The 24,167-nt window shown below is 63.6% G+C and carries 29 protein-coding genes and 1 riboswitch; of the genes, 23 read left to right on the top strand and 6 right to left on the bottom strand.

The window, feature by feature from the left end:
- Positions 1-2 precede the first annotated feature (2 nt).
- Positions 3-1,526, top strand: a complete 1,524-nt coding sequence (locus RBA95_RS12100) for a serine hydrolase (RefSeq protein WP_306017120.1) — start codon at positions 3-5, stop codon at positions 1,524-1,526.
- A gap of 98 nt (positions 1,527-1,624) precedes the next feature.
- Complete coding sequence (locus RBA95_RS12095) at positions 1,625-2,899, top strand: dipeptidase (RefSeq protein WP_306017119.1); 1,275 nt, start codon at positions 1,625-1,627, stop codon at positions 2,897-2,899.
- 61 nt (positions 2,900-2,960) lie between these two features.
- Here the strand turns inward: RBA95_RS12095 and RBA95_RS12090 are convergent, their stop codons facing one another.
- On the bottom strand, positions 2,961-3,464 hold the full coding sequence (locus RBA95_RS12090; protein ID WP_306017118.1) for a helix-turn-helix domain-containing protein: 504 nt from the start codon (positions 3,462-3,464) through the stop codon (positions 2,961-2,963).
- 160 nt (positions 3,465-3,624) lie between these two features.
- On the opposite strand from RBA95_RS12090, the gene RBA95_RS12085 reads away from it, so the two are divergent.
- The 8 genes from RBA95_RS12085 to thiC all read left to right on the top strand — a co-directional run bounded on the left by RBA95_RS12085 (position 3,625) and on the right by thiC (position 9,013).
- Entirely contained in the window at positions 3,625-3,849 is a 225-nt protein-coding gene (locus RBA95_RS12085) for a RebB family R body protein (protein WP_306017117.1), read from the top strand.
- Positions 3,850-3,859: 10 nt separating this feature from the next.
- Positions 3,860-4,336: a hypothetical protein gene (locus tag RBA95_RS12080; protein ID WP_306017116.1), complete on the top strand. Its 477-nt coding sequence runs from the start codon at positions 3,860-3,862 to the stop codon at positions 4,334-4,336.
- A 76-nt stretch (positions 4,337-4,412) separates the two neighbouring features.
- Positions 4,413-5,303 carry a hypothetical protein gene (locus tag RBA95_RS12075; RefSeq protein ID WP_306017115.1) on the top strand — a complete coding sequence of 297 codons (891 nt, stop codon included), beginning with the start codon at positions 4,413-4,415 and terminating at the stop codon, positions 5,301-5,303.
- A 26-nt stretch (positions 5,304-5,329) separates the two neighbouring features.
- Entirely contained in the window at positions 5,330-5,788 is a 459-nt protein-coding gene (locus RBA95_RS12070; protein WP_306017114.1) for a hypothetical protein, read from the top strand.
- The gene (locus tag RBA95_RS12065) at positions 5,785-6,039 is read left to right on the top strand and encodes a hypothetical protein (RefSeq protein ID WP_306017113.1); all 255 of its coding nucleotides are present in this window, start codon (positions 5,785-5,787) and stop codon (positions 6,037-6,039) included. Before RBA95_RS12070 ends, RBA95_RS12065 begins: the two co-directional genes overlap by 4 nt.
- A gap of 99 nt (positions 6,040-6,138) precedes the next feature.
- Positions 6,139-6,414 (top strand): RebB family R body protein, encoded by a 276-nt coding sequence (locus RBA95_RS12060; protein ID WP_306017112.1) that lies wholly within the window; start codon positions 6,139-6,141, stop codon positions 6,412-6,414.
- Between the two features lie 174 nt (positions 6,415-6,588).
- Positions 6,589-6,693: riboswitch (TPP riboswitch) on the top strand.
- A complete protein-coding gene (locus tag RBA95_RS12055) occupies positions 6,689-7,081 on the top strand; it encodes an MmcQ/YjbR family DNA-binding protein (protein ID WP_306017111.1) in 393 nt (130 codons plus the stop codon). (Overlaps the previous riboswitch by 5 nt.)
- Positions 7,082-7,120: 39 nt before the next feature.
- Positions 7,121-9,013, top strand: coding sequence for a phosphomethylpyrimidine synthase ThiC (gene thiC, locus RBA95_RS12050; protein WP_306017110.1), 1,893 nt, complete (start codon positions 7,121-7,123; stop codon positions 9,011-9,013).
- A gap of 129 nt (positions 9,014-9,142) precedes the next feature.
- On the opposite strand, the gene RBA95_RS12045 is transcribed toward thiC, so the two are convergent.
- Positions 9,143-9,592: a helix-turn-helix transcriptional regulator gene (locus RBA95_RS12045; protein WP_306017109.1), complete on the bottom strand. Its 450-nt coding sequence runs from the start codon at positions 9,590-9,592 to the stop codon at positions 9,143-9,145.
- A gap of 187 nt (positions 9,593-9,779) precedes the next feature.
- On the opposite strand from RBA95_RS12045, the gene RBA95_RS12040 reads away from it, so the two are divergent.
- The 10 genes from RBA95_RS12040 (at position 9,780) to RBA95_RS11995 (ending at position 18,998) form a co-directional block, all read left to right on the top strand.
- Positions 9,780-10,193, top strand: a complete 414-nt coding sequence (locus tag RBA95_RS12040; protein ID WP_306017108.1) for a hypothetical protein — start codon at positions 9,780-9,782, stop codon at positions 10,191-10,193.
- A gap of 4 nt (positions 10,194-10,197) precedes the next feature.
- Positions 10,198-10,611 carry a hypothetical protein gene (locus RBA95_RS12035; protein ID WP_306017107.1) on the top strand — a complete coding sequence of 138 codons (414 nt, stop codon included), beginning with the start codon at positions 10,198-10,200 and terminating at the stop codon, positions 10,609-10,611.
- A 197-nt stretch (positions 10,612-10,808) separates the two neighbouring features.
- Positions 10,809-11,210 carry a hypothetical protein gene (locus RBA95_RS12030; RefSeq protein WP_306017106.1) on the top strand — a complete coding sequence of 134 codons (402 nt, stop codon included), beginning with the start codon at positions 10,809-10,811 and terminating at the stop codon, positions 11,208-11,210.
- 1 nt (position 11,211) lies between these two features.
- Positions 11,212-12,138 (top strand): thioredoxin family protein, encoded by a 927-nt coding sequence (locus RBA95_RS12025; RefSeq protein ID WP_306017105.1) that lies wholly within the window; start codon positions 11,212-11,214, stop codon positions 12,136-12,138.
- A 2-nt stretch (positions 12,139-12,140) separates the two neighbouring features.
- Positions 12,141-12,539 carry a hypothetical protein gene (locus RBA95_RS12020; RefSeq protein WP_306017104.1) on the top strand — a complete coding sequence of 133 codons (399 nt, stop codon included), beginning with the start codon at positions 12,141-12,143 and terminating at the stop codon, positions 12,537-12,539.
- Between the two features lie 71 nt (positions 12,540-12,610).
- Entirely contained in the window at positions 12,611-13,639 is a 1,029-nt protein-coding gene (locus RBA95_RS12015) for a DUF481 domain-containing protein (RefSeq protein WP_306017103.1), read from the top strand.
- An 80-nt stretch (positions 13,640-13,719) separates the two neighbouring features.
- Positions 13,720-15,696 (top strand): S9 family peptidase, encoded by a 1,977-nt coding sequence (locus tag RBA95_RS12010; RefSeq protein ID WP_306017102.1) that lies wholly within the window; start codon positions 13,720-13,722, stop codon positions 15,694-15,696.
- Positions 15,697-15,717: 21 nt separating this feature from the next.
- Positions 15,718-17,205, top strand: coding sequence for a hypothetical protein (locus tag RBA95_RS12005; RefSeq protein ID WP_306017101.1), 1,488 nt, complete (start codon positions 15,718-15,720; stop codon positions 17,203-17,205).
- A 73-nt stretch (positions 17,206-17,278) separates the two neighbouring features.
- Entirely contained in the window at positions 17,279-17,695 is a 417-nt protein-coding gene (locus RBA95_RS12000) for a hypothetical protein (RefSeq protein WP_306017100.1), read from the top strand.
- Between the two features lie 55 nt (positions 17,696-17,750).
- Positions 17,751-18,998, top strand: coding sequence for an MFS transporter (locus tag RBA95_RS11995; protein ID WP_306017099.1), 1,248 nt, complete (start codon positions 17,751-17,753; stop codon positions 18,996-18,998).
- On the opposite strand, the gene gluQRS is transcribed toward RBA95_RS11995, so the two are convergent.
- Positions 18,995-19,867 carry a tRNA glutamyl-Q(34) synthetase GluQRS gene (gene gluQRS / locus RBA95_RS11990; protein WP_306017098.1) on the bottom strand — a complete coding sequence of 291 codons (873 nt, stop codon included), beginning with the start codon at positions 19,865-19,867 and terminating at the stop codon, positions 18,995-18,997. The genes RBA95_RS11995 and gluQRS overlap by 4 nt on opposite strands.
- Before the next feature lie 100 nt (positions 19,868-19,967).
- On the opposite strand from gluQRS, the gene RBA95_RS11985 reads away from it, so the two are divergent.
- From RBA95_RS11985 to RBA95_RS11975, 3 genes are all read left to right on the top strand, one after another.
- A complete protein-coding gene (locus RBA95_RS11985) occupies positions 19,968-20,630 on the top strand; it encodes an alpha/beta hydrolase (RefSeq protein WP_306017097.1) in 663 nt (220 codons plus the stop codon).
- A gap of 207 nt (positions 20,631-20,837) precedes the next feature.
- On the top strand, positions 20,838-21,404 hold the full coding sequence (locus RBA95_RS11980) for an HNH endonuclease (protein WP_009801822.1): 567 nt from the start codon (positions 20,838-20,840) through the stop codon (positions 21,402-21,404).
- 48 nt (positions 21,405-21,452) lie between these two features.
- A complete protein-coding gene (locus tag RBA95_RS11975) occupies positions 21,453-22,289 on the top strand; it encodes an HAD family hydrolase (protein ID WP_306017096.1) in 837 nt (278 codons plus the stop codon).
- Here RBA95_RS11975 and RBA95_RS11970 read toward each other — a convergent pair.
- Genes RBA95_RS11970 through RBA95_RS11960 form a run of 3 tightly spaced genes read right to left on the bottom strand, consistent with a single transcriptional unit; the run spans position 22,286 to position 24,117 of the window.
- A complete protein-coding gene (locus RBA95_RS11970; RefSeq protein WP_306017095.1) occupies positions 22,286-22,852 on the bottom strand; it encodes a demethoxyubiquinone hydroxylase family protein in 567 nt (188 codons plus the stop codon). The two genes, RBA95_RS11975 and RBA95_RS11970, sit on opposite strands and share 4 nt — an antisense overlap.
- Complete coding sequence (locus RBA95_RS11965; RefSeq protein WP_306017094.1) at positions 22,852-23,385, bottom strand: disulfide bond formation protein B; 534 nt, start codon at positions 23,383-23,385, stop codon at positions 22,852-22,854. Before RBA95_RS11965 ends, RBA95_RS11970 begins: the two co-directional genes overlap by 1 nt.
- A 54-nt stretch (positions 23,386-23,439) precedes the next feature.
- Positions 23,440-24,117 (bottom strand): exopolysaccharide biosynthesis protein, encoded by a 678-nt coding sequence (locus RBA95_RS11960; RefSeq protein WP_306017093.1) that lies wholly within the window; start codon positions 24,115-24,117, stop codon positions 23,440-23,442.
- Positions 24,118-24,167 lie beyond the last annotated feature (50 nt).

Here is a 24,167-nt window from a genome sequence, read left to right as displayed (position 1 = left end):
CCATGCGAACCCTGGGTCTGACCGTCTGCGCCGCCCTTCTGAGCCTGAACGCCCTGCCGGCGCCGTCCATGGCGCAGAGCCCGCAACAGGCGGCGGAGCGGATGGAAGGATTCCTGGCGGGCTTTCCGGATCTGGGGCCGGGCTATGCCGTCGTGGCGGTCACCGCCGATGACGTTCTGCTGCGTCATGTCCAAGGCGTCAGCCGCGCCAGCACGGGCGCGCCGCTGACCGCCGATACGCCCGTCTACATCGCGTCGCAGACCAAGGCCTTCATGGGGCTTCTGGCGGCAAGGCTTGATGCGGAAGGCGTGCTTAGTCTCGACAGCACGCTGGCGGACCATTGGCCCGATGTGCGCTTTCCGGACGGGGTGGATCCGGCCGACTGGACCCTGCGCGACCTTCTCAGCCACCAGGTTCCGGTTTCCGCGGACCTCATCGTCATTCTGGAGGCCTATGTCACGCGCATTGATCCGGCGGACTATCCGATGCTGATCGAGGCGGTGATGACCGCGCGCAAACCCGGCTTCGACTACGACAATCTGGGCTACAACCTTTACGGCGCCATCCTTGAGACGGCGACGGGCCGGACCTGGCAGGACTGGCTGGCCGAGGATGTGTTTGCGCCCCTGGGGCTGGAGCACACCAGCGCCCGGACCTCTGACTTCAGTCTTCAGGACCAGAGCTGGAACCATATCTGGACCGGGCCGGAAGAGGGCTGGTTCGAGGTGCGCCCCAAGACCGATGGCCAGATGCAGTCCGCCGGCGGGATCACCACATCGCCCAATGACATGATCACCTGGCTGCAGATGAATCTGCGCGGCGAGGGGCCTGACGGCAGCGGCCTGACCGGGGCGATCGTCGAAGAGGCGCAGACCATCGCCGCCGAGGTGAGCCGCGACGCGCGCAATGCGTACGAGCTGCCCTGCTATGGCTATGCGCTGGGCTGGAACGTCTGCGATTTTGAGGGCCATACACTTTACGCTCATGGCGGCGGCTATACCGGTGCGCGCACCATGATGGCGTTCTCGCCGGATCTGGGAGTGGGCATTGGCGTCTTCTCCAATTCCGACAACATGACCGGCTGGCTGACCAGCCGGACCATGATCCAGTTTCTGCAATTCGTGATCGACCACGAAGACGCCGAGATGTGGATGGCCGAGCGTCAGCGCCAATATCCGCAACGGATCGAGCGTCTCCTGGACATGCGGCGGGAGAGCGTCGAGGCGCACCGCAATGCCGAGACGTTCGGCGACTGGAGCTGGAGCCCGGATGTGGAGGCCTTGTCCGAATACGCGGGCGTTTACGAGAACCCGGTGATGTACGCCCCGGTCACGATCCGTGTGGAAGGCGATGGCCTACGGGCGGCCTGGGGAGATTACGCCTTTACCGGCGCGCCGGCCCGGACCGACGTCTTCGGCCTGCAGCAACACCCGCTGGATGATGTGACGCCCTTGATCTTCGAGCGCGATGAGGCTGGCGAGATCATCGCGCTGAGCTATGAGGATGCGCGCTTCGAGCGTCGCTGAGCGGAATGGGATTATGCCCCGCCGCCTCCCGGCCTTGCTCCTCTCCCCCGGCGGGGACTAGCTTTGGCTGTCCTTATGAGAACAAAGGGGAGAGGGCGATGAAGGCTTGGATGGCAGGCGTTGCGGCGCTGGCGCTGACTGGATGCGTGAGCGTGGAGTATGCCGAGGAGGCGGGTTACGTCGCCCCCGCTGAAGAGGGCGCTCATGCGCTGCGCGGCGCTGAAGCGCTGGGCGCGACCGATCGATCCCTGCACGATCGGGTGTTGACCATGGACACCCATGTGGACATTGGTCAGGGCTACGCCACCGCGGCGCTCGATCCGGGCGGCTTCACCCGCGCCCAGGTCGACCTGCCGAAGATGCGCGATGGCGGTCTCGATGCGGCGTTCTTCATCGTCTATGTCGGCCAGGGGCTGATCAGTCCGATCGGCTATGAAGAGGCCGCTGAAGAGGCGGAAGACAAGTACCAGGCCATTATGCGGATGATCCGGGGCTATCGCGACCAGATCGCGTTGGCGACCACAGCCGATGATGTGGAAGCGATCCATGAATCCGGGCGTCTGGTGGCCCTGATCGGCATGGAGAATTCCTGGCCGCTGGGTGAAGACCTCGACAATGTGGCCATGTGGGCGGAGCGCGGCGTGCGCTATGTCTCCATCACCCATTTCGGCAATAACCAGTTCGGCGGCAGCTCCAATCCGAACCTGGCCCAGGGGGATCCGACGGAAGGTCCGGGCCTCACCGAGCTGGGCCGCGGTCTTGTCCGGGAGCTCAACGATCATGGCGTGATGGTGGACGTGTCCCACGTCGGCAAGCGCACCATGCTCGAAGCGATCGAGCTGAGCCGGGCGCCAGTGCTTGCCAGCCATTCGGGCGCGCGCGGCGTCTATGACCATCCCCGCAATCTCGATGATGAGCAATTACGAGCGATCCGGGATAATGGCGGGGTCGCCCAGATGGTCGCCTTCCGGCGCTATATCGGCGAAGTGGACCCTGAACTGGCCGAAGCCGAACGTGCTCTGGCCGAGGAAATGGGCTTCAGCAGCCGTGAAGCCTACGCCAACGCCAGCGATCGTCAGCGTGACGCCTATCAGGCGCGTTTGCGCGATTTGCGGGCCTCGATGAACGACATCACCATCTCGACCTTGGTTGATCATATCGATCATGCGGTCGCTGTGGCCGGCATCGACCATGTGGGCATCGCATCCGACTTTGATGGCGGCGGCGGCGTCGGTGGCTGGGATGACGCCAGCACAACCCCTGCGGTAACCGCCGAGCTTGAGCGGCGCGGATATTCCGAAAGCGATATCGCCAAGATCTGGGGCGGCAACCTGCTTCGGGTCATGCGCGCGGTGGAAGCCGCAGCGCGCTAGCCTGCATCACCATCCTCGTGTTCAGCGCCGGCGCCGAAAGGCGTCGGCGTTGTCATTTGGATCAGGCTCTGTCGCGGCCCTGGACGCCCAGTCTCTGCAGGCGCTGAACGGTGCGCAGGCTGATGCCGCACAGATGCGCCACCTCTGCGGTGGAAGCGCCGGCTGTCAGCGCCTCGACGGCGATGAAGCGGCGGATATTCTCGATGAAGCCCGATTTGGACTGGATTTCCACATAGCCGGTCTGGCCGGCATTGTTCATCACCACAGAGGTGAACCGCGCTGAGCCGGGAATGTCCGCCAGGATTTTCTGAGTGCTCACCCGCTTGGAGGCGTGCCGGTCCAGATAGGCCAGGCCGGGCGCGACCCCGCATTGAAAAAACAACTCTACGGTGAACCAGTTCAGGTGCGGGCTCAGGGCCTCAAAATGGGCCTCTATGAACTGGACCAGGCCTGGATCCTGTGTCGCGTCCAGTCGAGGCGCGATCAATCTATAAGGTGTGTCAGCGTCTTGGTGTGGTTTTTCCAGAACGCTGCTCTGGCTGTCATCGATGCAGTAAGAAGTCACCCTGTCTCTCCTGAAGACTGAATTATCCCGCGGGAATGCGGTTCCTTCTTTGTTCGGCTTCAATTTAAGCGTGAAGTCAATCTGCAACGCAAGGGACATTGTCGCCATAGCGACTCCCGCCTGGGTTGTTTTTAGTTAACGGGTACTCAGGAGGCGAAACATGGCGACTTCAGACGAGGTCAATTCAAAGATTACCGACGCTGTGGCGCAAACTGCCGTGGGTGTGCTGGCCGAAGCGCCCTCTGTGGCGATTGGCGCGCTCTACCAGAGCTTGGCCAGCGCGAACGGCATTGCTCTGAGCAATGCGGTCTCGAACCAGCAAAATCTCAACCAGCTCAACCCCTCGATCGTCGCCCAGGCGATTGCGGTCATCAACGGCGGATAGGAGGTGAACCATGACGGATGCCCCCGACGATACGCCCAAGCCCCAGCCGCGAAAGCGCGCGCCCCGACGCAGCAGCCCCCGCTCGCGACGCAAGGTTGAAGCAGCGCTTGAAGAGGCCGAAGCGGCGCTGGATGAAGCCGGGGAGACGCCCGCCGCGCCCGCGTCTCTCGCCACTCTGGAGCAGGCAGCCCAGTTCAACCAGGCGCAACTGGCGCCGCAAAGCGGAGAAGTTCTGTCCTCGCTTGAAAATCCGGTCGCTGATCAGGCTGCAGTCCTGATGCTGGAGGATTTGCGCGGCTACATGCAGGGCTCTGAACAGCTGGTTCTCGCTGCATCGGGTCGCGCCATGGCGCTCCTGCTGGACCCGGTGACCCAGGAGACCGGCAAAAAAGCCCTGCAGGAGCTGGCGACCTGGCAGACCTCGCTGACCGCCTTTTCAGGCGCGGTGACCGATACCGCCAATACCATCAAGGGCGATTTCAGCTAGCCGGTCCCCCGCATCCCCCCGTTTCACTCGCCCGCTTGCCGGCAAAACGCCGCAGGCGCATGCAAGGAGACCTGACATGTCAGGCGCCAAGACCCAAAGCGATACGTTCCAGCCCGCCTTTGCGCCAGAATTGCGCCCGGTGAGCGAGCTTGAAAGCAAGTTCTTCTTCAATCCGTTGTCCGAGAGTCTGGATGCGAACGGGCTGACCCGGCTCCATTCGGCCTATGCGGCGGATGAAGGCGCGGCGGTCGCTTTCCGCGCCCGGGTGCCCAATACCGAGCTGACCCCGATCATCCGTCCGGTCTTCGTGCCCGACTATTCCGATTACGCCAGCTATCTGGTCGAGGCCTCCCATGGCGGGCCGGGTCTGGTGATCATCTCGATGCTGGGCGACGGACTGACCGGTTCAGCGATCGTGACCCTCGCGCCCCTGGCCCGATTGTCAGACATCAGCCAGGCCATGACGCGCGGCATGGTGCAGGTGGTCCTGCCTACGACAAACGCCATCACGACGACGATCAATCTGAAGAATAACGGCATTGGCGACTTCCTGTTCAGCACGTCCGGCACGACGGCCTGTTTCAGCGACATGTCCCAGGCCGGCCTCGCCAGCATGAAGCGGGCGCTGGAATTTGGTGACGCGCCCGGATTGGCTTTCTACCTGTCCCAGCTTCTCACATCGGCGCCGACCGGCAGGATGCAGGGCGCGCCCAAGGAACAGCTCGCGGTCAATCTGACGCCGGAACAGAAGCGCATCATCGCCGGCATCCTGATCACCTGCGGGGCGCTCAACGGGGTCACCGGGCTCTTCAACGCCGGATATGACTTTATCGGCTCGCCCTATCTGATCCCCGGCATTTCAACGCTGATCGCGACCCTTGCGGCCCTGAACTGGGCGGCGCCGGTGGAGGACAATCCGCCCCCGCTTGTGAACCAGCAGGGCAACAACGCTCACGACAATGTCTGAGCGCGGAGCGGAGACGGGAGGTCGCCATGACTCTTGAAGACAAGATCGCCCAGGAAGTCGCGCGCCAGGTCGGACCGCTCAATGCCGTCCTGTCCCAGATCTGGACCGCGGTTCAGGCCATGCAGATGGAAAAGGGCGAGCCCCTGGTCGATCCCGAAACCGGGGAACCGGTCGCCGCGCCGCCCATCGGGGCGGGCGAGGGTGAGGAGACGCCGCCGGCCGGTTGGTTTCAGCCGCTGGGCCAGCCGGAGGCGGGGCCTGCCCCCGACCCGCAGGTTCAGACGCAACAGGCGCAACCGCAATGGGGGCCCGCCATGGGCCCGCAGGATGAACAGCTCAACGCGGAGATGGTGAAGCAGATGGAGCAATTCACCGCCAACAAGATCCGCATGCAACAGGCCGCCGCGCAAAACCGCATGGCGGAAATGGAGGCCCAGATCGCCGCCCGCATGGCGGTCTGGCAAGGAGCAGGAGGTTCCAGATGAGCGACGACAGCAACAAGATCACGATCGAGAATTACTCAGGCGGCGACGACCAGATTGTCACCTATGGCGGCGCTGCGTCGCTCGCCAAGCTGTTCGAGGGCAATGTCCAGAACCAGCTGAGCAACAACCAGATCCAGGCGGCCACCAGCGCGGCCTGCGTCACCTACATCCTCACCATGGGCCGGTCGGGCGGATTGTTCGTCGATTCCGGCGCCTCAACCCTCAACGTCAAGGACAGTCAGATCGACTGACCCTGACCGCAGAATTCTGGCTGCGCCCGCGCCGCCAGAAACACCGGCGCCCCAATCAGAAGGCGTCTCACCACGGCAGCTTTGAAAGAGAGGAATAAGATGCCCCTAGTCAGCGAACAGGTCACCGATGCAGTGACGCAATCGAACGTGAAAGTGGTCGGCGAGGCTCCGGCCATGGCCATGGGCAATGTGTACCAGTCTCTGGCGCACTCCCACGGCCTGATGTTCGAAAATGCGGTGAACGCCCAGATGCATGGCTTCACCAACGCCCAGGCCGCGTCCACCCAGGGCGTGATGCAGATCTATTCCGTGGACACGATCTCGGACTCCATCGCGATCGCCCGGATGATTTCGGCCAGCATGTCGCCGACCTAAGCGACAGAGCCGACGAGATCACTCTCGCCGGCTCCGCGTGCCTTGACTTCAGACCCGCTCCGGTCCCCCGGGCGGGTCTTTTCTTATGATCACACTCTAGCGCCTTTGAGCCGCTTCGCCCAGCCCGTCTGAACGCAAACCCTTGCCAAGCGCGCCGGTCGTCTTCAGTGTGGCGACAGTTCCAAGGGGTGTCCCGCGCGGTGGTCGTGCGGGGCTGAGACGTCACCCTCAGGACCGGATCCGGGTCATGCCGGCGGCGGGATGGAGCAGCGCGATGACGCTCGACGAGTATAATGATTTCTGTGCCTCTCTTCCTCACGCGGCCCATGTGGTCCAGTGGGGCGGCGCTCATGTCTGGAAAGTGGGCGGGCTCGAGAAGGGCCCAAAAGGCGGGAAGGTCTTCGCCATCGGCATGTGGCCGGAGTCTGACGGCCCGCTCGCCGTCACCTTCAAATGCTCCGACATTGTCTATGAAGTGCTGCGCGACGCCGACGGCTGTCGCCCCGCCCCCTATCTCGCCAGCCGCGGCATGACCTGGATTCAGCGTCTGACCGACGCCTCCGTCTCCGACGCGGAACTCACCGACCATTTGCGCGCCTCTTACGCCCTTGCAGCTCTTGGGCTGACGAAGAAACGCCGCACCGAACTTGGCTTGCTGGACCTCTAGCAGCCCGACCTCGCTCACCTCTCACTGAAAGCTCGCGCCATGAACAAACCCACCAACCAGGCCGAATTTCCGACCCCGACCGTGACCACCGGCCCGCTGGCTGGCTCGTCCCGCGTTTACTCCTCGCCCAAGGCGGCGCCGCATCTGAAGGTGCCCCATCGCGAGATCGAGCTTCATCCCACTGCGATGGAGCCGCCGGTGCGCGTCTATGACTGTTCGGGGCCCTATACCGATCCGGACCAGTCCATCGACGTGGAGAAGGGCCTGCCGCGCACGCGCATTGATTGGGTGAAAGCCCGTGGCGGCGTGGAAGAGTATGAAGGCCGTGAGCCGAGCCCGCTCGATAATGGCGGCGCGACGGGCAAGTATCTGGCGCGCGAGTTTCCGGTGCGTCACCGCCCGCTGCGCGCTGTCGGCTCCGCCCCTGTCACCCAGTATGAATTTGCGAAAGCGGGCATCATCACCGACGAGATGATCTATGCCGCCGAGCGCGAAAACCTTGGCCGCGCCCAGGCGCTGCACGACGCCCATATCCGCCATGCGGACGGGGAGAGCTTTGGCGCGGCGGTGCCCGAATTTGTGACGCCCGAATTTGTGCGCGACGAGATCGCCCGCGGCCGCGCCATCATCCCCGCCAATATCAACCATGGCGAGCTGGAGCCCATGGTGATCGGGCGAAACTTCCTGGTGAAGATCAACGCCAATATCGGCAATTCCGCCGTCGCGTCTTCCGTGGAGGAAGAGGTGGACAAGATGGTCTGGGCCATCCGCTGGGGCGGGGACACGGTGATGGACCTGTCCACCGGCAAGAACATCCACAACACCCGTGAATGGATCCTGCGCAACTCGCCCGTGCCCATCGGCACCGTGCCGATCTATCAGGCGCTGGAGAAGGTCGGCGGCGTCGCCGAGGACCTGACCTTTGACATCTTCGCCGACACGCTGATCGAACAGGCCGAGCAGGGGGTGGACTATTTCACCATCCATGCCGGGGTGCGCCTCGCCTATGTGCCGCTGACCGCGGACCGGGTGACGGGCATCGTGTCGCGCGGCGGCTCGATCATGGCGAAATGGTGCCTCGCGCACCACAAGGAGAGCTTCCTCTACGAGCGCTTTGAGGAGATTTGCGACATCATGCGCGCCTATGATGTCTCCTTCTCGCTGGGCGACGGCCTGCGCCCCGGCTCCATCGCCGACGCCAATGACCGCGCCCAGTTCGCCGAGCTCGAAACCCTGGGCGAGCTGACGCAAGTGGCCTGGAAGAAGGGCTGTCAGGTGATGATCGAAGGGCCGGGCCATGTGCCCATGCACAAGATCAAGGCCAATATGGACAAGCAGCTCGAAACCTGTGGCGAGGCGCCTTTCTACACGCTCGGCCCGCTTACCACCGATATTGCGCCGGGCTATGACCACATCACCTCGGGCATTGGCGCGGCGATGATCGGCTGGTTCGGCTGCGCCATGCTTTGCTATGTGACGCCGAAAGAGCATCTGGGTCTGCCCGACCGCGACGACGTGAAGACCGGCGTCATCACCTACAAGATCGCGGCCCACGCCGCGGATCTCGCCAAGGGGCATCCGGCGGCCAAGCTGCGTGATGACGCGCTAAGCCGCGCCCGGTTCGAGTTCCGCTGGGAAGACCAGTTCAACCTGTCGCTTGATCCCGACACCGCCCGCGATTTCCACGATCAGACCCTGCCCAAGGAAGCCCACAAGGTCGCCCATTTCTGCTCCATGTGCGGGCCGAAATTCTGCTCGATGAAGATCACCCAGGAAATCCGCGACGAATTCGGCACGGCCCGCTCTCCCAACACGACCCTCGGCATGGACGAGGTTGAAGAGGCGATGGCGGAGAAAGCCAAGGAGTTCAAGGCGAAGGGGAGCGAGATCTACCTCAACGACAAAGGCGAGACACGCGAACCGATTGATTAGGTCGGTTGGTGCTTGCTGGAACGGGAAAGGCCGGGCGATCGCCCGGCCTTTTTTGTGCGTCCTTCGCATTGCCCGCGCCAAAGCCTCGACGCGAGCGCACATCCTTGACGTCAGGCTGTCCCGCCCGCGCTAGGTGTCGCTGTCGCCGGTCTGGATGAGTTGCATGGCGGCGTAAGGGCCCAGAAGGCCGCCGCCGACCAGGGCGACAAAGCCGATCATTTCGGGGTCCCAGCCCAGCAAGGCGACCATCAGGCCCAGCCAGGTCAGCACGCCCACATAGATCGCGGACCAGAGCAGGACCCGTTTGCGCGGGGCGGTCAGCACAGGTGTGGCGGATGAGGCGGATGAAGCGGTTTCGGTCATGTCAGGGGCCTCCTGGGGCGCTTGGATGATGTCGCGCATCTGGGCGGAGGACAGGTCAAAACTGGCGGCCAGCGCCCCGACGGTGTCGAGGCTGGGCGTATCCCCGCGTTCGGCGCGCTGGATGGTGCGTTCACTCAACCCGCTGATCGCAGCGAGCTGTTCCTGTGACCAGCCCTTGTCCAGGCGCAGCGCGCGCAGGCCGTGAGTGTGATTCATCGTCGGGAGTCCTGTCTGTTCTCGCCCAAAGGCCTGGATGACCTAGCGTTTCAGCGCCCTGTCGCCCACGACAGGAAGGCGACAGCAGGATGCCAAGGCCAGGCTGCAGGCACAAGGCGCGGCCCCATTCACGCCCCCTTCATCCCTCATCGCGCAGGCTCTGCGAAACGGGCAAAGGGGGACAGCCATGACAGTATTCCTGAAAACCGCGACGGCCGGTCTGGCCGCGAGCGTTCTCTCCCTCGGCGCAACCGCAAGCGCACACGCCGCTGACCCTGAAGGCCGGTTTCGCATTTCGGCGGGAATGGACGGCTATCTGACTATCCATGCCGATGGCTCGATGGAGCTTGATGCGGCGCTCGCCAGCGAGATTTTCGGGATCAGTTGGCCGCCCTCGGGCGTGGGCTGGGGCAACTGGGTGCGCACAGGCGAAGACGAGATAACCTTCACCTATACCGGCGATCAGGGCGAGCTGACGTATATTTGCGGCGACTGGCCGGGCTATGCCGTGGGCGAGTCCCTGGATGCGGGCGCGCTGTGCTGGCTGGGCCATGGCGCGGGCGCGGGCCTTGAGCTCGATTCCGCCACGCGGGTGGAGTAGGGCCATGAAACGCTATGTGACGATGATCGCCGCTGTCGGCCTGTCTGTGTCCGCTGTTGCGCTGGCGCAGGAGGCCCCCGCGCCGGATCTTGATGGCCTGAGCTATGCGGTGACCCTGTATGGCGGGGAGCTGTGCCGGTTCCACTTCATGGGTGAAGGGGAGGGGGCAGGCTCGATCTACGCCACCTGCACATCCACTGTGGGACTCACGGGCCGTGTGGCGCGCTGGTCGGTTCTGGGCCAGTGGGTCATTTTCAACTCCCTTGTGGCGGATGGCGCGTACCAGGGAGATGGCGGGGCCTCGCAGTTCTTTGCAAGTGAATGCGAGAGCTGGACTCCGATCGCGGTCGGCGACAGCGCGACCGAGGTTTGCTGGATCAGCGATGACTCGGTCCAGGCCATTTCACGGCTTGAATAAACCAGGGTGTGGCCCGCTCGTTTCGAGGGGTGCGACGACTGGCTGGCTTTCAAGCGCCTGTGTCTGCTGTATCGAAGGGTCAGGGCATCATGAAATCCGATCCGGCCTTTGACGCCCTTATTAATCGCTGGCTAGGGCGTCAGGCCCATTGGGCAGCTCATAAGACAGACTTTTTTGAATAGATTGCGGAGACAGTCATGATTGCAAACATCATTGTCCTGGTGAGCGGTTTGGCCCTGGCGGGCCTTGATGCGTCCGAAGACGCCGCGCCTCAATATCCGCTCGGACACGGCTATACTATCGAGATCGATAACTGGCTTGATTGCGTGCTCCGGTTCGAGGACGAGACGGGGCCGGATGATATCCTGATGGGCAGTATGGAGTGCAGCGGGGCCCGTGATTCCATGAATAATATTTCGGGGTCGGCGCTTCTAACTCTGACGGAGTACTCGGTTCAGTTCGATGTGGAATCAGCTGTCAGGCCGGTCTATTTCGAAGACATCTATTGCAACGCCTGGCCTGAAATGATGGTCGGCGAGGTGCGCTCTGATGTCTGCTGGGTCGATGCAAACAGCTATAGCGTCAGACGGACACAATAAGATGAGCGCCATTCACGCCCGTCAGGGCCATGACCGACCATACGGGGCGGAATACGGGTTGAGCTTGAAAGCGGCCTTTTATCTTGCAGCGATTCTGCTGGTTTTGCTGGGCGCCATGGCGCGGGCGCAAGACGCCCACGACACAACATTTTACCCTCAGGACGCGGACGCCGCTGCCGTCATAGACGCCGCGCTGGCGCAAGCGCAGGACGAGGGCAAGCTGGCGCTTATCGTCTTTGGCGCAGACTGGTGCCATGACAGCGTGGGCCTGGCCGAAACGCTGGACGAGAATGACCGGCTTTCGACGCTGATCGCGGATCATTACGTCCTCGCTCGTGTCGATGTGGGCCAGCGCCACCGCAATCAGGACCAGCTGCAACGCTTTGGCCTCGCGGCTAGTTTCGGCACGCCGACGGTCGTGATCGCGCAGGAAGACGGGGCGGCCCTGAACGGGGCCACCGCCCATGACTGGCGCACCGCCTATAACGCGGCGCCCTCGGATATCGCCGCCTATCTCAGCCGGTATGGCGGGCTCGATTGGAATGGCGCGCCCGTCGCCAGCGCCGATCTGAGCGCGGTCGCTGCCAACTGGCCGCCCTATCAGACCGCCATGCAGACGCTGGCCAGCCAGCGTGAAAACGGTGAGATCAGCGCCGAACACGCAGCAAGCCAGCACGCCTATGCCACAGGCATGGCCCGCTCCATTGCCCGCTACGGGGCGGGTCAGGAGGCGCAAGCGCAGGGCCTGGCTGTTGCTGACCGGGCCGACCTGGACGCGCTCGGCGTGACGCCGTCAGATGATCTGACCGATGCGGTCATCTTACGCGTCGCCGAGATCGAGTTCGATCTGCTCGCCCGGTTTGAAGCCCAGATCGAAGAGACGCGCGCCGCCATGGCGGGTGATGCTGCCGGACACGAGGAACACTGATCATGAAGCTGGCCCTGTTGAGCCTTGCGCCCGCCCTTATGGTGCTTGCGGCGCCTGTCGCCATAGCCGAGGACGCCCCTTCGCCAGCGGGTCAGGTCTATCAGATGGGCTCTCCGGGCGGTGATGAAGGCTACCGGGTCAGTTTTGACGCGGATGGCTCGTTTCATGTGGGCTTCAACGGTCTGCACCCGCCCTTCGCCCAGGGCAATGAAGGGCAGTGGATGATGGACCCCGATGGCGCTGTGACCCTTACGGGCGAAGACCTGCCGCTTCTGGCTCCGGGAACCGACAGTGCGCGATGTGAGCGCTGGCCTGCGCTTGAGGTCGGTGACTATTACGACCAATTGCCCTGCTGGTGGACCGGAGACGAGCCCGATGGCTGGTTCGGGCGGATCCAATAGACGGTTGAACGAAATCTAAAGGCGTCTAGGTCACAAACACGGTTAATCACCCGCCGTGATCAGGATGACTTATGACCTTTCGCACCAGCGCCCTGGCCCTTGCTCTGGCCGCTTTCACCGCGCCTGCCCTTGCCGACATTCCGCCTGAATACCGCAATCTGCTCGCGGAAGCGGATCGGCGCGGCATTGATGAAGCGCGCTTTGTGGAAACCGCCGATATGGTCGCCGTGCTGGTCGAGGGCGGGCGCGCGGCGGTTCATGCGGATGTGCTGGCTCATCTGCCCGATCGCGCAAGCGCGCTGAGCGACTGGCCTTTGCCGGACCCCGAACCGCAGCCTGAGCCCGAGCCGGAACCCGAAACTCAACCGCGCTCCATCGGAGGCGCTCCGGTGGCGTTGTCGGGTGCGCCCGAAGGGTCGGGCGGATGGCTCGCCGCTCCGATCCGCGCCTTGCAGGGCGAGGCATGGTCCGGGCAGATCCGCGCCGGCGTCCAGGTCGAGGATGGCAATACCGACCTTGTGGACTTCTCGTTCGCGTTCGAACTGGATCGGGAGCTGCCCCATGGCTGGCGCGTGGATAACCAGTTTGAGTACTTCCTCACCGAAAACGGCGACCGGACGAGCCGGGACAACTGGCTGGTCGAAAGCCGGGTGTCGCGGGCGCTGGATTCGGGCTTCGGCTATTACGCCGGTGGTTCCTATGAACGCGATCTGGTCGGCGCCTATGAACAATCCGCCTTCGCGACGGCGGGCGGGGTCTGGCATGCCATTGACGGCGAGCGGGTCAATCTGGAACTGCGCGCCGGCGCCGGTCACCGCTGGCGCGAACGGGCCGGCAGCGGTGTAACCCTGAATGACTGGGTGGCCGAGGCGGCGTCTGATTTCACCTTCCAGATCAGCGAGACCAGCCGGTTTGAGTCCAAGACCACAGTCTATGGCGGAGGCGGCTCACGGGTGGATCAGCGCTTCACGCTGACCAACCGGCTGTTCGGACACTGGGCGGTTCAGACCGGTCTGCATATCGAGCATGAGTTCGAGACCGAGCCGGGCTTTGAACCCACCGATACGCGGCTGGACGTGTCGCTGCTCTACGGCTTCTAGCGCGCGTTATATGGGGACAACTTCCCGATCCTCGCATTTGGCCATACACTTCTGGTCAGACGCGAAGATCGGGGATTTCCATGACACATTTGCTATCAGTCCTGCTTGCAGGCTCCACGCTCATGGGCGCTTCGGCGTTCGCCCAGACGGCAGGCGGCCAGTCGGGCTATGATGAGAGCCTGGAAGCGGTTTCGCCCACTGATGAAGCGGTCAGCATTGGCCTGGCCGGGGAAGATCCGGCGGACATCGCACGCTACCTGCTGGCGGCCAATGGCGCGGCGGGCGGCGCACAGCTTTCCCCCGATGGGTCCAAAGCCGCGTTCCGCTGGTCGATTACCGGCGAACCCCAGCTCTGGATCATGGACGCAGAGGGCGGACAGCCCACCCGTCTGACCTATGGCAATGGCATCACCTTCTTTCGCTGGACGCCCGATGGCGACAGCCTGATCTATGGCGCCGACAATGACGGCAATGAGCAGGAAGCCTATTATCGGATCTCCGCAGATGGCCTGAGCGAAGAGCAGGTTTTTCCGGCGGAAGAGGGCGCCTTCCGGGTGTTCGGCGATTTCGGCGCGGATGGTCAGACCATCGTCTTCGCCTCCACAGCGCGCAACAATCTCGACTTCGACATCTACACCGCCGATCTGGAAACCGGCGAGCGGTCAATGGTCTATGAGGGGTCTTACGCAAACTATCCCGGTGCGATCTCGCCCGATGGCCGCTTCGTCACCGTCAGCCAGTCCCGCGGCGAGGATTCCGACGATCTGGGGCTTCTCAACCTGGCGACAGGCGCCTTCACCCAGATTTCAGCGCCAGAGCGCCGCGCCGCGCATGGCTCGGTCAGCTGGCTCGATGACTCCTCGGGCTTTTACCTGGTCTCCAACCGGGAGCGCGAATACAGCGCCCTGATGCGCTATGACGTCTTCACCAACAGCTTTGATGTAATCGAAAGCGTCGGACATGACATCGAGGGCGTGGATCTGTGCGGCGCCAATGACCGCTATCTGGTCTGGAGCGTCAATGAAGGGGGCTATTCCCGGCTCCACGCCCGCGATTTGAGCACCGGCGAGGCGATCGAAACGCCTGACCTGGTCGAAGGCGTGTACGGCATCAGCTGCACGGATCAGTCCAGCCGGGTGCTGATCAATGTCAACGGCTGGCGCACGCCGGGCGGTTTCCAGCTCTGGGACATGCAGACCGGTGAGGTGTTCGACACCTTCTCCGCCTCCATGGCGGGGCTCGATGCGGACCGTCTGGTGCGGCCCGAAGATGTCCGGATCACCGCGCGCGACGGGGTCGAGCTGCAAGGTCTTCTGTATCTGCCTGACGACAGCTCGCGCACGGATGACCGGCTGCCGCCGGTGGTGTTCTTCGTCCATGGCGGGCCGACGTCCCAGTCCCGCCCGACCTTTGATGCGGTGGTGCAGTACCATGTGGATCGCGGCATGGCGGTGTTCGAACCGAATGTGCGCGGCTCGACCGGGTTCGGACATACCTATGTGACGCTCGATGATCGCGAGAATCGGCTTGAATCCATCGCCGACCTCGTGGACATGCTCAACTGGCTGGAAGAAGACGGTCGGGTGGACGCGGACCGCGCCGCCGTCGTGGGCGGATCCTATGGCGGTTATGCTGTGAATGCGGTGCTGGCGAACTTCCCCGGGCACTTCACGGCGGGCGCGGCGCTTTATGGCGTGGCGGACTGGGTGACGGCGCTCGAGATTGCATCCCCGGCGCTCAAGGCGTCTGACCGTATCGAATACGGCGACATCACCGAACAGCGCTGGCGCGATTACTACACCGAGAATTCGCCGATCCGTCAGGCGGACCAGATCAATGTGCCGGTTCTGTATTCCCACGGCGTCATGGATCCGCGCATCGACATCTATGAAACCGAGGTGATGGTGCGCACCCTGCGCGAGAACGGCGTCCGGGCGGATTTCATCCGCATTCCCGATGAAGGGCATGGCTGGCGCAAGCTCTCCAACCAGCTCTTCTATTATCGTCGACAGGCCGAATTCCTCGAAGATGTTCTGGATGTCGAGGCCGCCGAGTAAGGCGAACCGATGGGGGGCGACATGATGGTATGGGGTAGGGTTGCGGCGGTGATCGCCGCGGGGATGATGACGGCGTGCAGCCCGGTTGCTGCGCCGTCGCCAGACCAAGCGGATCTCGCGCTCGAGTTTGATGTCTCCAATGATGGATCTTTAGGCGTTGCGGTCAGCTTTGCAGGGACGGCGTCGGGAGAGAGCGTGCTCGATCTCGATCGCGATTTTGGATTCACCTTTCCTGAAGCGGACTGGTTCTCCGATTTCGACGTCGTGTGCTCTCAAACGTGTGAAGCGCGCTTTGATCCGCAGGCTTTGACCGTCACGGTATCTCACGCTCCGTCTGATCGCATCACGCTGCACTATCAGCTGCATCAGGGCGCGGGCGCCCTGTCTGACGTGGATCAGTACCAGCCCGTTATCAGCGCTGAGGGCGTCGCCTTCTACACCGGCATTTCGGTCTTCCTGCCCACCCATATCGTGCATGAGGAGGGGGGCAGCCTGACGCTCTCCACGCAATGGACGGGTATTGAGGCGCAGGGGTGGCGGGCCTTTTCCCCGTTCGGGCCCGGCGCGGGTCCGTTGTCGGTCACGCTGACCCAGACGCGCTTGCCTGAAAGCCTGTTTGCGGCGGGTCCTGGAGGTGTGGTCCATACGCTGGAAGACGGGGCGCAGCTGGGCGCCCTGCCCATGCCGGGAACGCCGCAGGAGCCTGACGCGCTTCTGGAGCTGATCGAGCCGGCGCTTGTTGAAACCCGCGCCCTGTTTGAAGGCGCTGCGGAAGCCGGCGACTGGTATTTCATCGCCTATGGCGCGGCGGGCGAGGTGGTGGAGAACGGCTTTGCGCTCGGCGGGACCGCGATCACCAATGCCTTTGCCCTCTATTTCAGCCCGGATCTGTCACTGGGGCCGGACGGCGCCTGGATCCATCCCAGCCTTCAGGATGTGGTGGCGCACGAGTACTTCCATAACTGGAATGGCGTCCTGTTCTTTCTGGCAGACGGCGACGCCCCTCATGGCGCACGCTGGTTCGTTGAAGGCTTCACCAATTACTATGCGCGGGAGATGGCCTGGCGTTCGGGGCTCTATGACGACGCCAAATACGCTGAGACCCTGAATGCGGCGATCAACGCCTATCGCGAGGCGGATCATCGTGACTTCACCCATGAAGAGATGGCCGAACTCTGGGCCGTCAATGATGAGCGCGCCATGATGAGCTATACGCGCGGCGAGCTGATCGCCCTCATGCTCAATGAAACTCTGGAAGCCCGCACGGACGGGGCAGTCGGCCTGGATGATCTGATGCGCGATCTGTCGCGCGAAGCCCGCGAGAACGGCGCAGAGCGCCCGGACGTGTCGCGGGTTTACGAATGGATCGAGGAACAGGCCGACCCGACCCTGGCGGCGGAGATGCGCGCCTTTGTCGAGGAGGGGCGTCCGCTGGAGCTGCCTGATCGCGTGCGCACACCGAACCTGACGCTTGATTCGGAGAGCGGCTTCTACACGGCGAGCCAGTAGGGGCGAGCCGACGCAGGTCGATATCTTAACCTCATGGGGTCAGGCTCTGGACACACATAGCGGGAGAGACCTGATGAAGTGCATTACCCTTGCCGCCGCAGTGGCGGTCGCAACGTGCCTGGCGGGTCCGGCCCTGGGGCAGGACGACGTAATGACCCCGGCCGGGAAAAGCTACACGGTCGGTGTCGATCTTGATGTGCTGCCTCTGGTCTTTGAGCCGGCTGAAGGGGGCGCCATGTCCGGCGCCGGACAGCTGGGCGATGACGGCGCCCCCAATGGCGCGCCCGTGCGATGGGAGCGTGAAGGCAGTGCGATCACACTGACTTTTGAGCGCGGCGGGGATCTCGGTGACCGCCAGACCCGGTGTGACCCCTGGCCGGATATCCCCGTCGGTGAAGGCGTGCTGGCGCGCTGCGTCATGGACGGGTTTTTCAGCGGACCGGAACTCTATAACGCAGCGCCCATGCCGTATGTGACGCGGACGCAATAAGGCGCGCAAGAGATCCGGGCTTGCTGGTTGTTCCCAGGTCTGCGCATAGACAGGCATGACCCGGAACTCGCCTGATCCATCCGCTGTGAAGCCGGCCCCTCGCGCGGCCGCGACCGTGTTCATTACCGGCACCGTGGCGATTGATGCGCTGGGCTTTGCGCTGATCATTCCGGTGTTGCCCAGTCTTCTGATGGATCTGACCGGCGGCGGCGTGGGGGAGGCGGCGCGCTGGGGCGGGCTTGCGACCTTCGTCTTCGCGCTGATGCAGTTCGTCTTCTCGCCGATCATCGGCGGTTTGTCGGACCGCTTTGGTCGGCGGCCGGTGCTGCTGCTGTCGCTGACCGCCCTGATGGTGGACTTCCTGTTGATGGGGCTCGCGCACGCCCTGTTCGTGTTCTTCATCGCGCGGATGCTGTCGGGCGTGTTCGCCGCGACCCATTCCACGGCCAACGCCTATATCGCCGACATTTCCACCCCTGAAGAGCGCGCGCGCCGCTTTGGACTTCTGGGCGCGGCGATGGGAGCGGGGTTTGTGCTTGGACCAGCGCTGGGCGGGCTTTTAGGCGAGCTGACCCCGCGCGCGCCGTTCTTCGCTGCGGCGGCGCTGGCCGGGGTCAATGCGCTGTATGGCTGGTTCGTGGTGCCGGAATCGCTCAAGCGAGAACACCGCCGCTCCTTTTCCTGGAAGCGCTCGAACCCCATCGCGACCCTGATGCGCCTGCGCCGCGCCGAAGGGCTCGGGGTGCTGGTCTGGGTCTATTTCCTCGCCCAGCTCGCGGGCTTTGTGTACCCGGCGGTCTGGTCCTATGTGGCCATCGCCAAATTCGATTGGACCGAAGGCGAGATCGGCGTCTCGCTCGCCGCCTATGGCGTGCTGTTCGTGATCTGCCAGGCCGTGGTCACGCCCTTCCTGATGCCGCGGATCGGCGAGCGGCGCGTGATCTGGATCGCGTTTGCGCTGGAAGCGGTGGCCCTGATCGGGCTAGCGACCGCGCCGACATCCCTGGTGCTCTATCTGTGGCTCCTGCCGGCGCTGTTCACGGGCATGGAGGGACCGGCGCTTCAGAAGGTGATGACCGAGCGCACCCCGCAGGACGCCCAGGGCGAGTTGCAGGGCGGGTTGTCCGGGCTGGGCGCCATCGTGCTGATCCTCAGCCCGCTTATCTACACCCAGCTCTTTTTCGCCTTTGAAGACGGGGTGGCGGGGCTGGTGTTCCCCGGTGCGCCCTTCGTGATGGCGGCGATGTTCAACGTCATCGCGCTGGCCCTGTTCGTGATGCGCAAACGCCAGACAGGCGGCTAGAGCCCCACCCGCTGGCGCAGACTGTCTGGTGTTTCGCCTGCTTCCCGCAGGGCGCGCAGGGTGAGGGACTGGTCGCGCTTGGCGAAGCGCTTTCCGGTTTCATCGAGCATCAGCTTGTGATGGCGATAGACGGGGACCGGCCAGCCCATCAGTTCTTGCAGCAGCCGATGCAGATGGGTGGCGAAATACAGGTCCACGCCCCGGATCACATGGGTGACGCCCTGCAATGCGTCATCATGGGTGCAGGCGAGGTGATAGCTCGTCCCCACATCCTTGCGGCCCAGGATCACATCGCCCAGCGTTTCCGGGCGGGCGCGCACCTCGCCGGTTTCCCCGTCCGGGCCTTCGCCGGTCTCGATAAAGCTCAGACGGTCAAACGTCTCACCGAGATGATCCCGGCAGGCGGAGATGGACAGGCGCCAGGCGAACGCCTCGCCCTTGTCCAACCGTTCGGCCTCTTCGTCCGGGCTCATGGGCTCTGACGGACCGGGATAGATCACGCCTTCAGGGCCTTCGCCCGGATGATGCGGCGCGCGGGCGATGTCCTCGGCGATCTCCTTGCGGGTCTTGAAACAGCGATAAACGAGGCCCTTGGCGTGCAGCTTCTCGAGAGCCGAGTGATACTCGGAGAAATGCTCGCTCTGGCGACGCACGGGCTCGGGCCACTCACAGCCAAGCCAGTCCAGATCCTCATATACGGCCGTCTCGTATTCGGGCTTGCAGCGCGTCACATCGATATCCTCGACCCTCAGAAGGCATGTCCCACCTGCGTCCCGCGCGGCGTCAAATACGGTCATGGCCGAGAAGGCGTGCCCCAGATGCAGATAGCCGGTGGGCGAGGGGGCGAAACGGGTGAGGAAAGCGCTCATGCCTGCTAGATAACACCGTGCTGAAGCTGGCGCGAGGCTTGGGGTTTTCCAGATCGGTCAGCGCTTTATGATCGCCGAACACTTAAGAGGGACGCACTCCATGATCTTGATCGACGGTCCGCGCATCGCGCCCAAATCGGGTCAGGCGAAACACCTGGTCATCCTGTTTCATGGGTATGGCTCCAATGGCGCCGATCTCGCAGGTCTGGCCCAGCACTGGGCGCCGCATTTTCCGGACGTGGCTTGGGCCTCGCCCGATGCGCCCGAACCCGTGCCCGGCGCGCCGGGCGGGTATCAATGGTTCCCGATTTCCCGGCTCGATCCGGCGGCGATGGAGCAGGGCGTGCGCTCGGCGCATGCCACGGCGGAGCAGTTTGTCAGCTCCGAGCTCAAGCGCTGGGAGGTTGCGCCGGAGAACCTCATCCTGATCGGGTTCTCCCAAGGCACCATGATGGCGCTGCACACCGCGCTTCGTCGCGAAGTCGCGCCCGCGGGCGTTATCGGCTATTCCGGCGCGCTGCCGGGGCCGGAGCGGCTGAAGTCCGAAATCACGGCCAAGCCGCCGATCCTGCTCATTCATGGCGACAGCGATGATGTGCTCCCGGTGGGCATGACCTTCATGGCGGCGCAGGGCCTCGCCGAGGCCGGCCATGGCGCGCAATTCCATATCTCCCGCGGCATTCCCCACTCCATCGGACCGGATGGGCTGGAGCTGGGTCAGCACTTCATCGAGGCGGCCCTGTCAGGCCGGTTGCGCGGCTAGCGACTGTCAAACAAGCGTCGAGCCTGTGTCATAGCCATGTCATAAGAACAGGCGTATTGTTCGTCTGTCTCAAGGACTGGGTTGTTGATTCGCTGGATGGATCAGCCCGAAGGCTCAGAGGGAGGCGCGTCTTCAAGACGACGCTTGCATATCAGGGGGCCATCCTCCTTCAAACGCGCCGCCCGGCGCTTGGGTGCGGGGGCGGTCATGCGGGTCTTTAAGGCTGCGCCTGATGACCTGAGATGCCTTGTCCTGAATGCGGACTATCAACCGCTGTCCTATTATCCTCTGTCCACCTGGCCCTGGCAGGAAGCCATCAAGGCGGCCTTTCTCGAGCGTGTGGACATCGTCTCTGAATACAATACCGAGATCAGAAGCCCGTCGCGCTCGATTCGCGCGCCGTCGGTCGTCGCCCTGCGCGACTATGTCAGCCAGGATCGTCCGCCCGCCTTCACCCGGTTCAACGTCTTCCTGCGTGACGGCTTCCGCTGCCAGTATTGCGGCACGGACAAGCTTGATCAGCTGACCTTTGATCATGTGGTGCCGCGCGCCTATGGCGGCCGGACCACCTGGGACAATATCGTCGCCGCCTGCGCGCCGTGTAACCTCAAGAAGGGCGGGCGCACGCCGCGTGAAGCCAAGATGCCGCTCTTGCGCGATGCGGACCGGCCCAGCCAGCATCAGCTGCAGTCCCAGGGCCGGCGTTTCCCGCCCAAATACCTGCACGAAAGCTGGCTTGATTATCTGTACTGGGATGTGGAGCTGGAGGCCTGATCCTGAGCCGGCTTGCGCTTCGCCCCGAAACAGGCTTCATCGCGATCCATGACCCACACGCCCACCATCGCCATCGCCTATGATTTCGACGGCACGCTGAGTCCCGGCTCCATGCAGGAGCATTCCTTCATTCCCGAGATCGGCGAGGAGATCGGCGCGTTCTGGGATCGGGTGAACGGCGAGGCGGCGCGTCTGGGCGCGGACAATATCCTCATCTACATGCACGAGATGGTGAAAGCTGCTCAGCGTGAGGATGTCCGCTTCCGCCGCGAGGATATCGAGCGCCATGGCCAGTCCGTGGCGTTCTTTCCCGGTGTGGCGGAGGGCTGGTTCGAACGCCTGCGCGCCTATGGGGCCGAGCGCGGGGTCCGGATTCAGCACTACATCATCTCATCGGGGCTCAAGGAGATGATCGCGGCGAGCGCGGTGGGCGAGGAGTTCGATGCGATCTTCGCCAGCGAGTTCAAATACAATGCCGATGATGTGCCGGTCTGGGCGGCGTCGGCGGTCAATTACACCAACAAGACCCAGTTTCTGTTCCGCATCAACAAAGGCGCGCTGGATCTGTCCGACCATGCCGAGGTCAACGCCTATGTGCCCGAGGATGACCGCCCCGTACCGTTCCGCAACATGATCTATGTGGGTGATGGGGATACCGACGTGCCCTGCATGCGCACCGTCAAGGAGCAGGGCGGGGTGTCCATCGCCGTGCATCCGGCGGGAGATGGCAAGGGCGCGGAGAAAACCGCCAAGCTCAAGGCGGATCGCCGGGTCCATTTCACCGCGGATGCGGATTATTCAGACGGCGCACCGCTGGATGCCTACGTCAAAGCGGCCATCGACAAGATGGCGGCGGTGGAACGGCTCAAGGCGCTGGAGCGCTAGATCCGTTTGCACAGGGCGATCCCGGTGTGGCAGCCGGTTGAGATCAGTGTGGACAGGACCGAATAACCCGCCGCGTCCTTGGCGCCTTCCTCGACGGCCAGATCCTTGTGCGCGGTTTCCTCGTCACGGAACTGGGCGAACTGGTCGGCCAGTTCATCATTGCCGGCCCAGCGAAGCTCCTGCACCTGATCGTCATAATGGCCTTCGATCACGGCCTCGACGGCTTCGGTGCACGCATGGGCGGCCTTTTCGCCCAGCAACGCCGTGCCGGCGCCCAGGACGAAGCCCGCGAAATTCGCGATCGGGGACAGCAGGGTCGGGCGCGCCTTGCCGCTGCGGATATGATCGTCGAACGCCTGCAGGTGATGTTGCTCATCCGCTTCCATATGGACGAGCTGGCTGGCAATGCGCGCTTTCTCCGGCCGGCCTTTGAAGACGGCGCGTTGCCCCTGATAGATGGCGACGGCGGCGTACTCGCCGGCATGGTCGACGCGCACCATGGATTCGATACGCGAGGCGTCAGCCTTGCGGCCGGGACGACGGATGGTCTTGCGTTGCGCCATTACACGCTCCGATAGGGTTTGCGGAACACGACCAGGATCGAGATCAGCATCACCAGCCCGCTGATGATGACATTGTATCCCGCCATGGAGACGCCAAACAGCGTCCAGGCCGGTTCATCGCACAGAACGACATTGGTTGCGGTGTTCAGGGAAGACAGTAACTGGTCCACGCTGATCGCATCGGTGTCGGCGGCCTGGCAGTCCAGCCGCCAGAAGCCGTACTCGCCGCCGGCGTGATAACCCGCGACCCAGGCGCTGAAACCGGCCAGACCGGCGATGATCAGCGAGGCGGCCCGGTCGACCAGCGCACTGGCGGGCTTGAGTACGCGCAGGCCGGTAAACAGCACCAGGCCGGTGACCAGCAAATAGGCATGCGCCCAGCGTTGTTCGATGCACAACGGGCAAGGCGCGTAACGCCCGATCAGCTCGAACCCGAATGCGCCGGCCAGCAGGCTGGCGGAGGCCAGCGCCCCGATCAGCGGCCAGGTGTCGGGACGGGTCCAGCGATCCAGAAGTGATTGCAAAGCGTGCATATGGCCAACCTAGTTCACAGAAACGATCAGGGCGAGCGACGGGTCGACGCAGGCTCAGCCGCTGGCCCCGAACAGTCCCAGAATGAAGTCTTTGAGCAGATCGATAAACGCCGCTCCAAAAAACGTGAAGCCGATGATCAGCAGGCTGATCCACAAGAGGCCGAGCACGAGACCCGCCAGAACCAGCAGGCCGTCGCGCGTCAACAGCCCGATCGAGGCGATCGCAATCCCGATGCCGGGCGCGGTGTTGGTGGCGGGCAGGGGGATCAGTATGGACGCGCAGAACAGGACGAATATGGCGCCGACCAGCCGTTCTGCGGTGGGGCCGGACAGAAGGGCGAGGCGCGGGCGCGCCAGGGTTTCCAGCCAGCCGAACCACTTCTTCGCCCAGCGTGCGATACGCACCAGGCTCGCCTTGTCCAGCGGTCGGTCCCTGAAGCTTCGGGGCATCCAGGGGTGAGGGCGACCCGCCGCCATTTGCGCGGCTATGGCCATCATCGGCAGGGCGACAATCTGCGGCACGCCATACAGAAAAGGCATGCAGACCGGAATGGCGAGCGCGAACAGCAAGGCGCCAAACACACGCTCGCCCAGAGCGTTACTGAACTGGCCCAAAGTCAGCCCGTCCGCAGGCGCGTCATCAGCGATGATCGCGAGCGCCTCGGTCAGCGCCATCTGCTCGCTTTGCGCATTCTGGTCTGTATGCGGTCCCTGCGGCCCTGCGTGCGCCATCACGTTCACCTTTGAGGCTGAATTCCTGTCTGTCTTAGAGCCAGCAGCGG

Source organism: Oceanicaulis sp. MMSF_3324 (genome assembly GCF_030733545.1).
Lineage (GTDB): Bacteria > Pseudomonadota > Alphaproteobacteria > Caulobacterales > Maricaulaceae > Oceanicaulis.
The sequence above is the reverse complement of the archived record's forward strand: the minus strand, read 5'-3'. Positions and strand labels throughout refer to the sequence as shown.

Bases quoted from the DNA above. Each gene is read 5' to 3' on its own strand.
- thiC (WP_306017110.1), top strand. From the start codon at position 7,121: ATGAACAAACCCACCAACCAGGCCGAATTTCCGACCCCGACCGTGACC.
- RBA95_RS11985 (WP_306017097.1), top strand. From the start codon at position 19,968: ATGATCTTGATCGACGGTCCGCGCATCGCGCCCAAATCGGGTCAGGCG.
- RBA95_RS12100 (WP_306017120.1), top strand. From the start codon at position 3: ATGCGAACCCTGGGTCTGACCGTCTGCGCCGCCCTTCTGAGCCTGAAC.
- RBA95_RS11965 (WP_306017094.1), bottom strand. From the start codon at position 23,385: ATGCACGCTTTGCAATCACTTCTGGATCGCTGGACCCGTCCCGACACC.
- gluQRS (WP_306017098.1), bottom strand. From the start codon at position 19,867: ATGAGCGCTTTCCTCACCCGTTTCGCCCCCTCGCCCACCGGCTATCTG.
- RBA95_RS12080 (WP_306017116.1), top strand. From the start codon at position 3,860: ATGACGGATGCCCCCGACGATACGCCCAAGCCCCAGCCGCGAAAGCGC.
- RBA95_RS12025 (WP_306017105.1), top strand. From the start codon at position 11,212: ATGAGCGCCATTCACGCCCGTCAGGGCCATGACCGACCATACGGGGCG.
- RBA95_RS11970 (WP_306017095.1), bottom strand. From the start codon at position 22,852: ATGGCGCAACGCAAGACCATCCGTCGTCCCGGCCGCAAGGCTGACGCC.
- RBA95_RS11960 (WP_306017093.1), bottom strand. From the start codon at position 24,117: ATGGCGCACGCAGGGCCGCAGGGACCGCATACAGACCAGAATGCGCAA.
- RBA95_RS12085 (WP_306017117.1), top strand. From the start codon at position 3,625: ATGGCGACTTCAGACGAGGTCAATTCAAAGATTACCGACGCTGTGGCG.
- RBA95_RS12030 (WP_306017106.1), top strand. From the start codon at position 10,809: ATGATTGCAAACATCATTGTCCTGGTGAGCGGTTTGGCCCTGGCGGGC.
- RBA95_RS12040 (WP_306017108.1), top strand. From the start codon at position 9,780: ATGACAGTATTCCTGAAAACCGCGACGGCCGGTCTGGCCGCGAGCGTT.
- RBA95_RS12005 (WP_306017101.1), top strand. From the start codon at position 15,718: ATGATGGTATGGGGTAGGGTTGCGGCGGTGATCGCCGCGGGGATGATG.
- RBA95_RS12010 (WP_306017102.1), top strand. From the start codon at position 13,720: ATGACACATTTGCTATCAGTCCTGCTTGCAGGCTCCACGCTCATGGGC.
- RBA95_RS12055 (WP_306017111.1), top strand. From the start codon at position 6,689: ATGACGCTCGACGAGTATAATGATTTCTGTGCCTCTCTTCCTCACGCG.
- RBA95_RS12000 (WP_306017100.1), top strand. From the start codon at position 17,279: ATGAAGTGCATTACCCTTGCCGCCGCAGTGGCGGTCGCAACGTGCCTG.
- RBA95_RS12075 (WP_306017115.1), top strand. From the start codon at position 4,413: ATGTCAGGCGCCAAGACCCAAAGCGATACGTTCCAGCCCGCCTTTGCG.
- RBA95_RS12045 (WP_306017109.1), bottom strand. From the start codon at position 9,592: ATGAATCACACTCACGGCCTGCGCGCGCTGCGCCTGGACAAGGGCTGG.
- RBA95_RS12095 (WP_306017119.1), top strand. From the start codon at position 1,625: ATGAAGGCTTGGATGGCAGGCGTTGCGGCGCTGGCGCTGACTGGATGC.
- RBA95_RS12060 (WP_306017112.1), top strand. From the start codon at position 6,139: ATGCCCCTAGTCAGCGAACAGGTCACCGATGCAGTGACGCAATCGAAC.
- RBA95_RS12070 (WP_306017114.1), top strand. From the start codon at position 5,330: ATGACTCTTGAAGACAAGATCGCCCAGGAAGTCGCGCGCCAGGTCGGA.
- RBA95_RS12035 (WP_306017107.1), top strand. From the start codon at position 10,198: ATGAAACGCTATGTGACGATGATCGCCGCTGTCGGCCTGTCTGTGTCC.
- RBA95_RS12020 (WP_306017104.1), top strand. From the start codon at position 12,141: ATGAAGCTGGCCCTGTTGAGCCTTGCGCCCGCCCTTATGGTGCTTGCG.
- RBA95_RS11980 (WP_009801822.1), top strand. From the start codon at position 20,838: ATGCGGGTCTTTAAGGCTGCGCCTGATGACCTGAGATGCCTTGTCCTG.
- RBA95_RS11975 (WP_306017096.1), top strand. From the start codon at position 21,453: ATGACCCACACGCCCACCATCGCCATCGCCTATGATTTCGACGGCACG.
- RBA95_RS12015 (WP_306017103.1), top strand. From the start codon at position 12,611: ATGACCTTTCGCACCAGCGCCCTGGCCCTTGCTCTGGCCGCTTTCACC.
- RBA95_RS11995 (WP_306017099.1), top strand. From the start codon at position 17,751: ATGACCCGGAACTCGCCTGATCCATCCGCTGTGAAGCCGGCCCCTCGC.
- RBA95_RS12065 (WP_306017113.1), top strand. From the start codon at position 5,785: ATGAGCGACGACAGCAACAAGATCACGATCGAGAATTACTCAGGCGGC.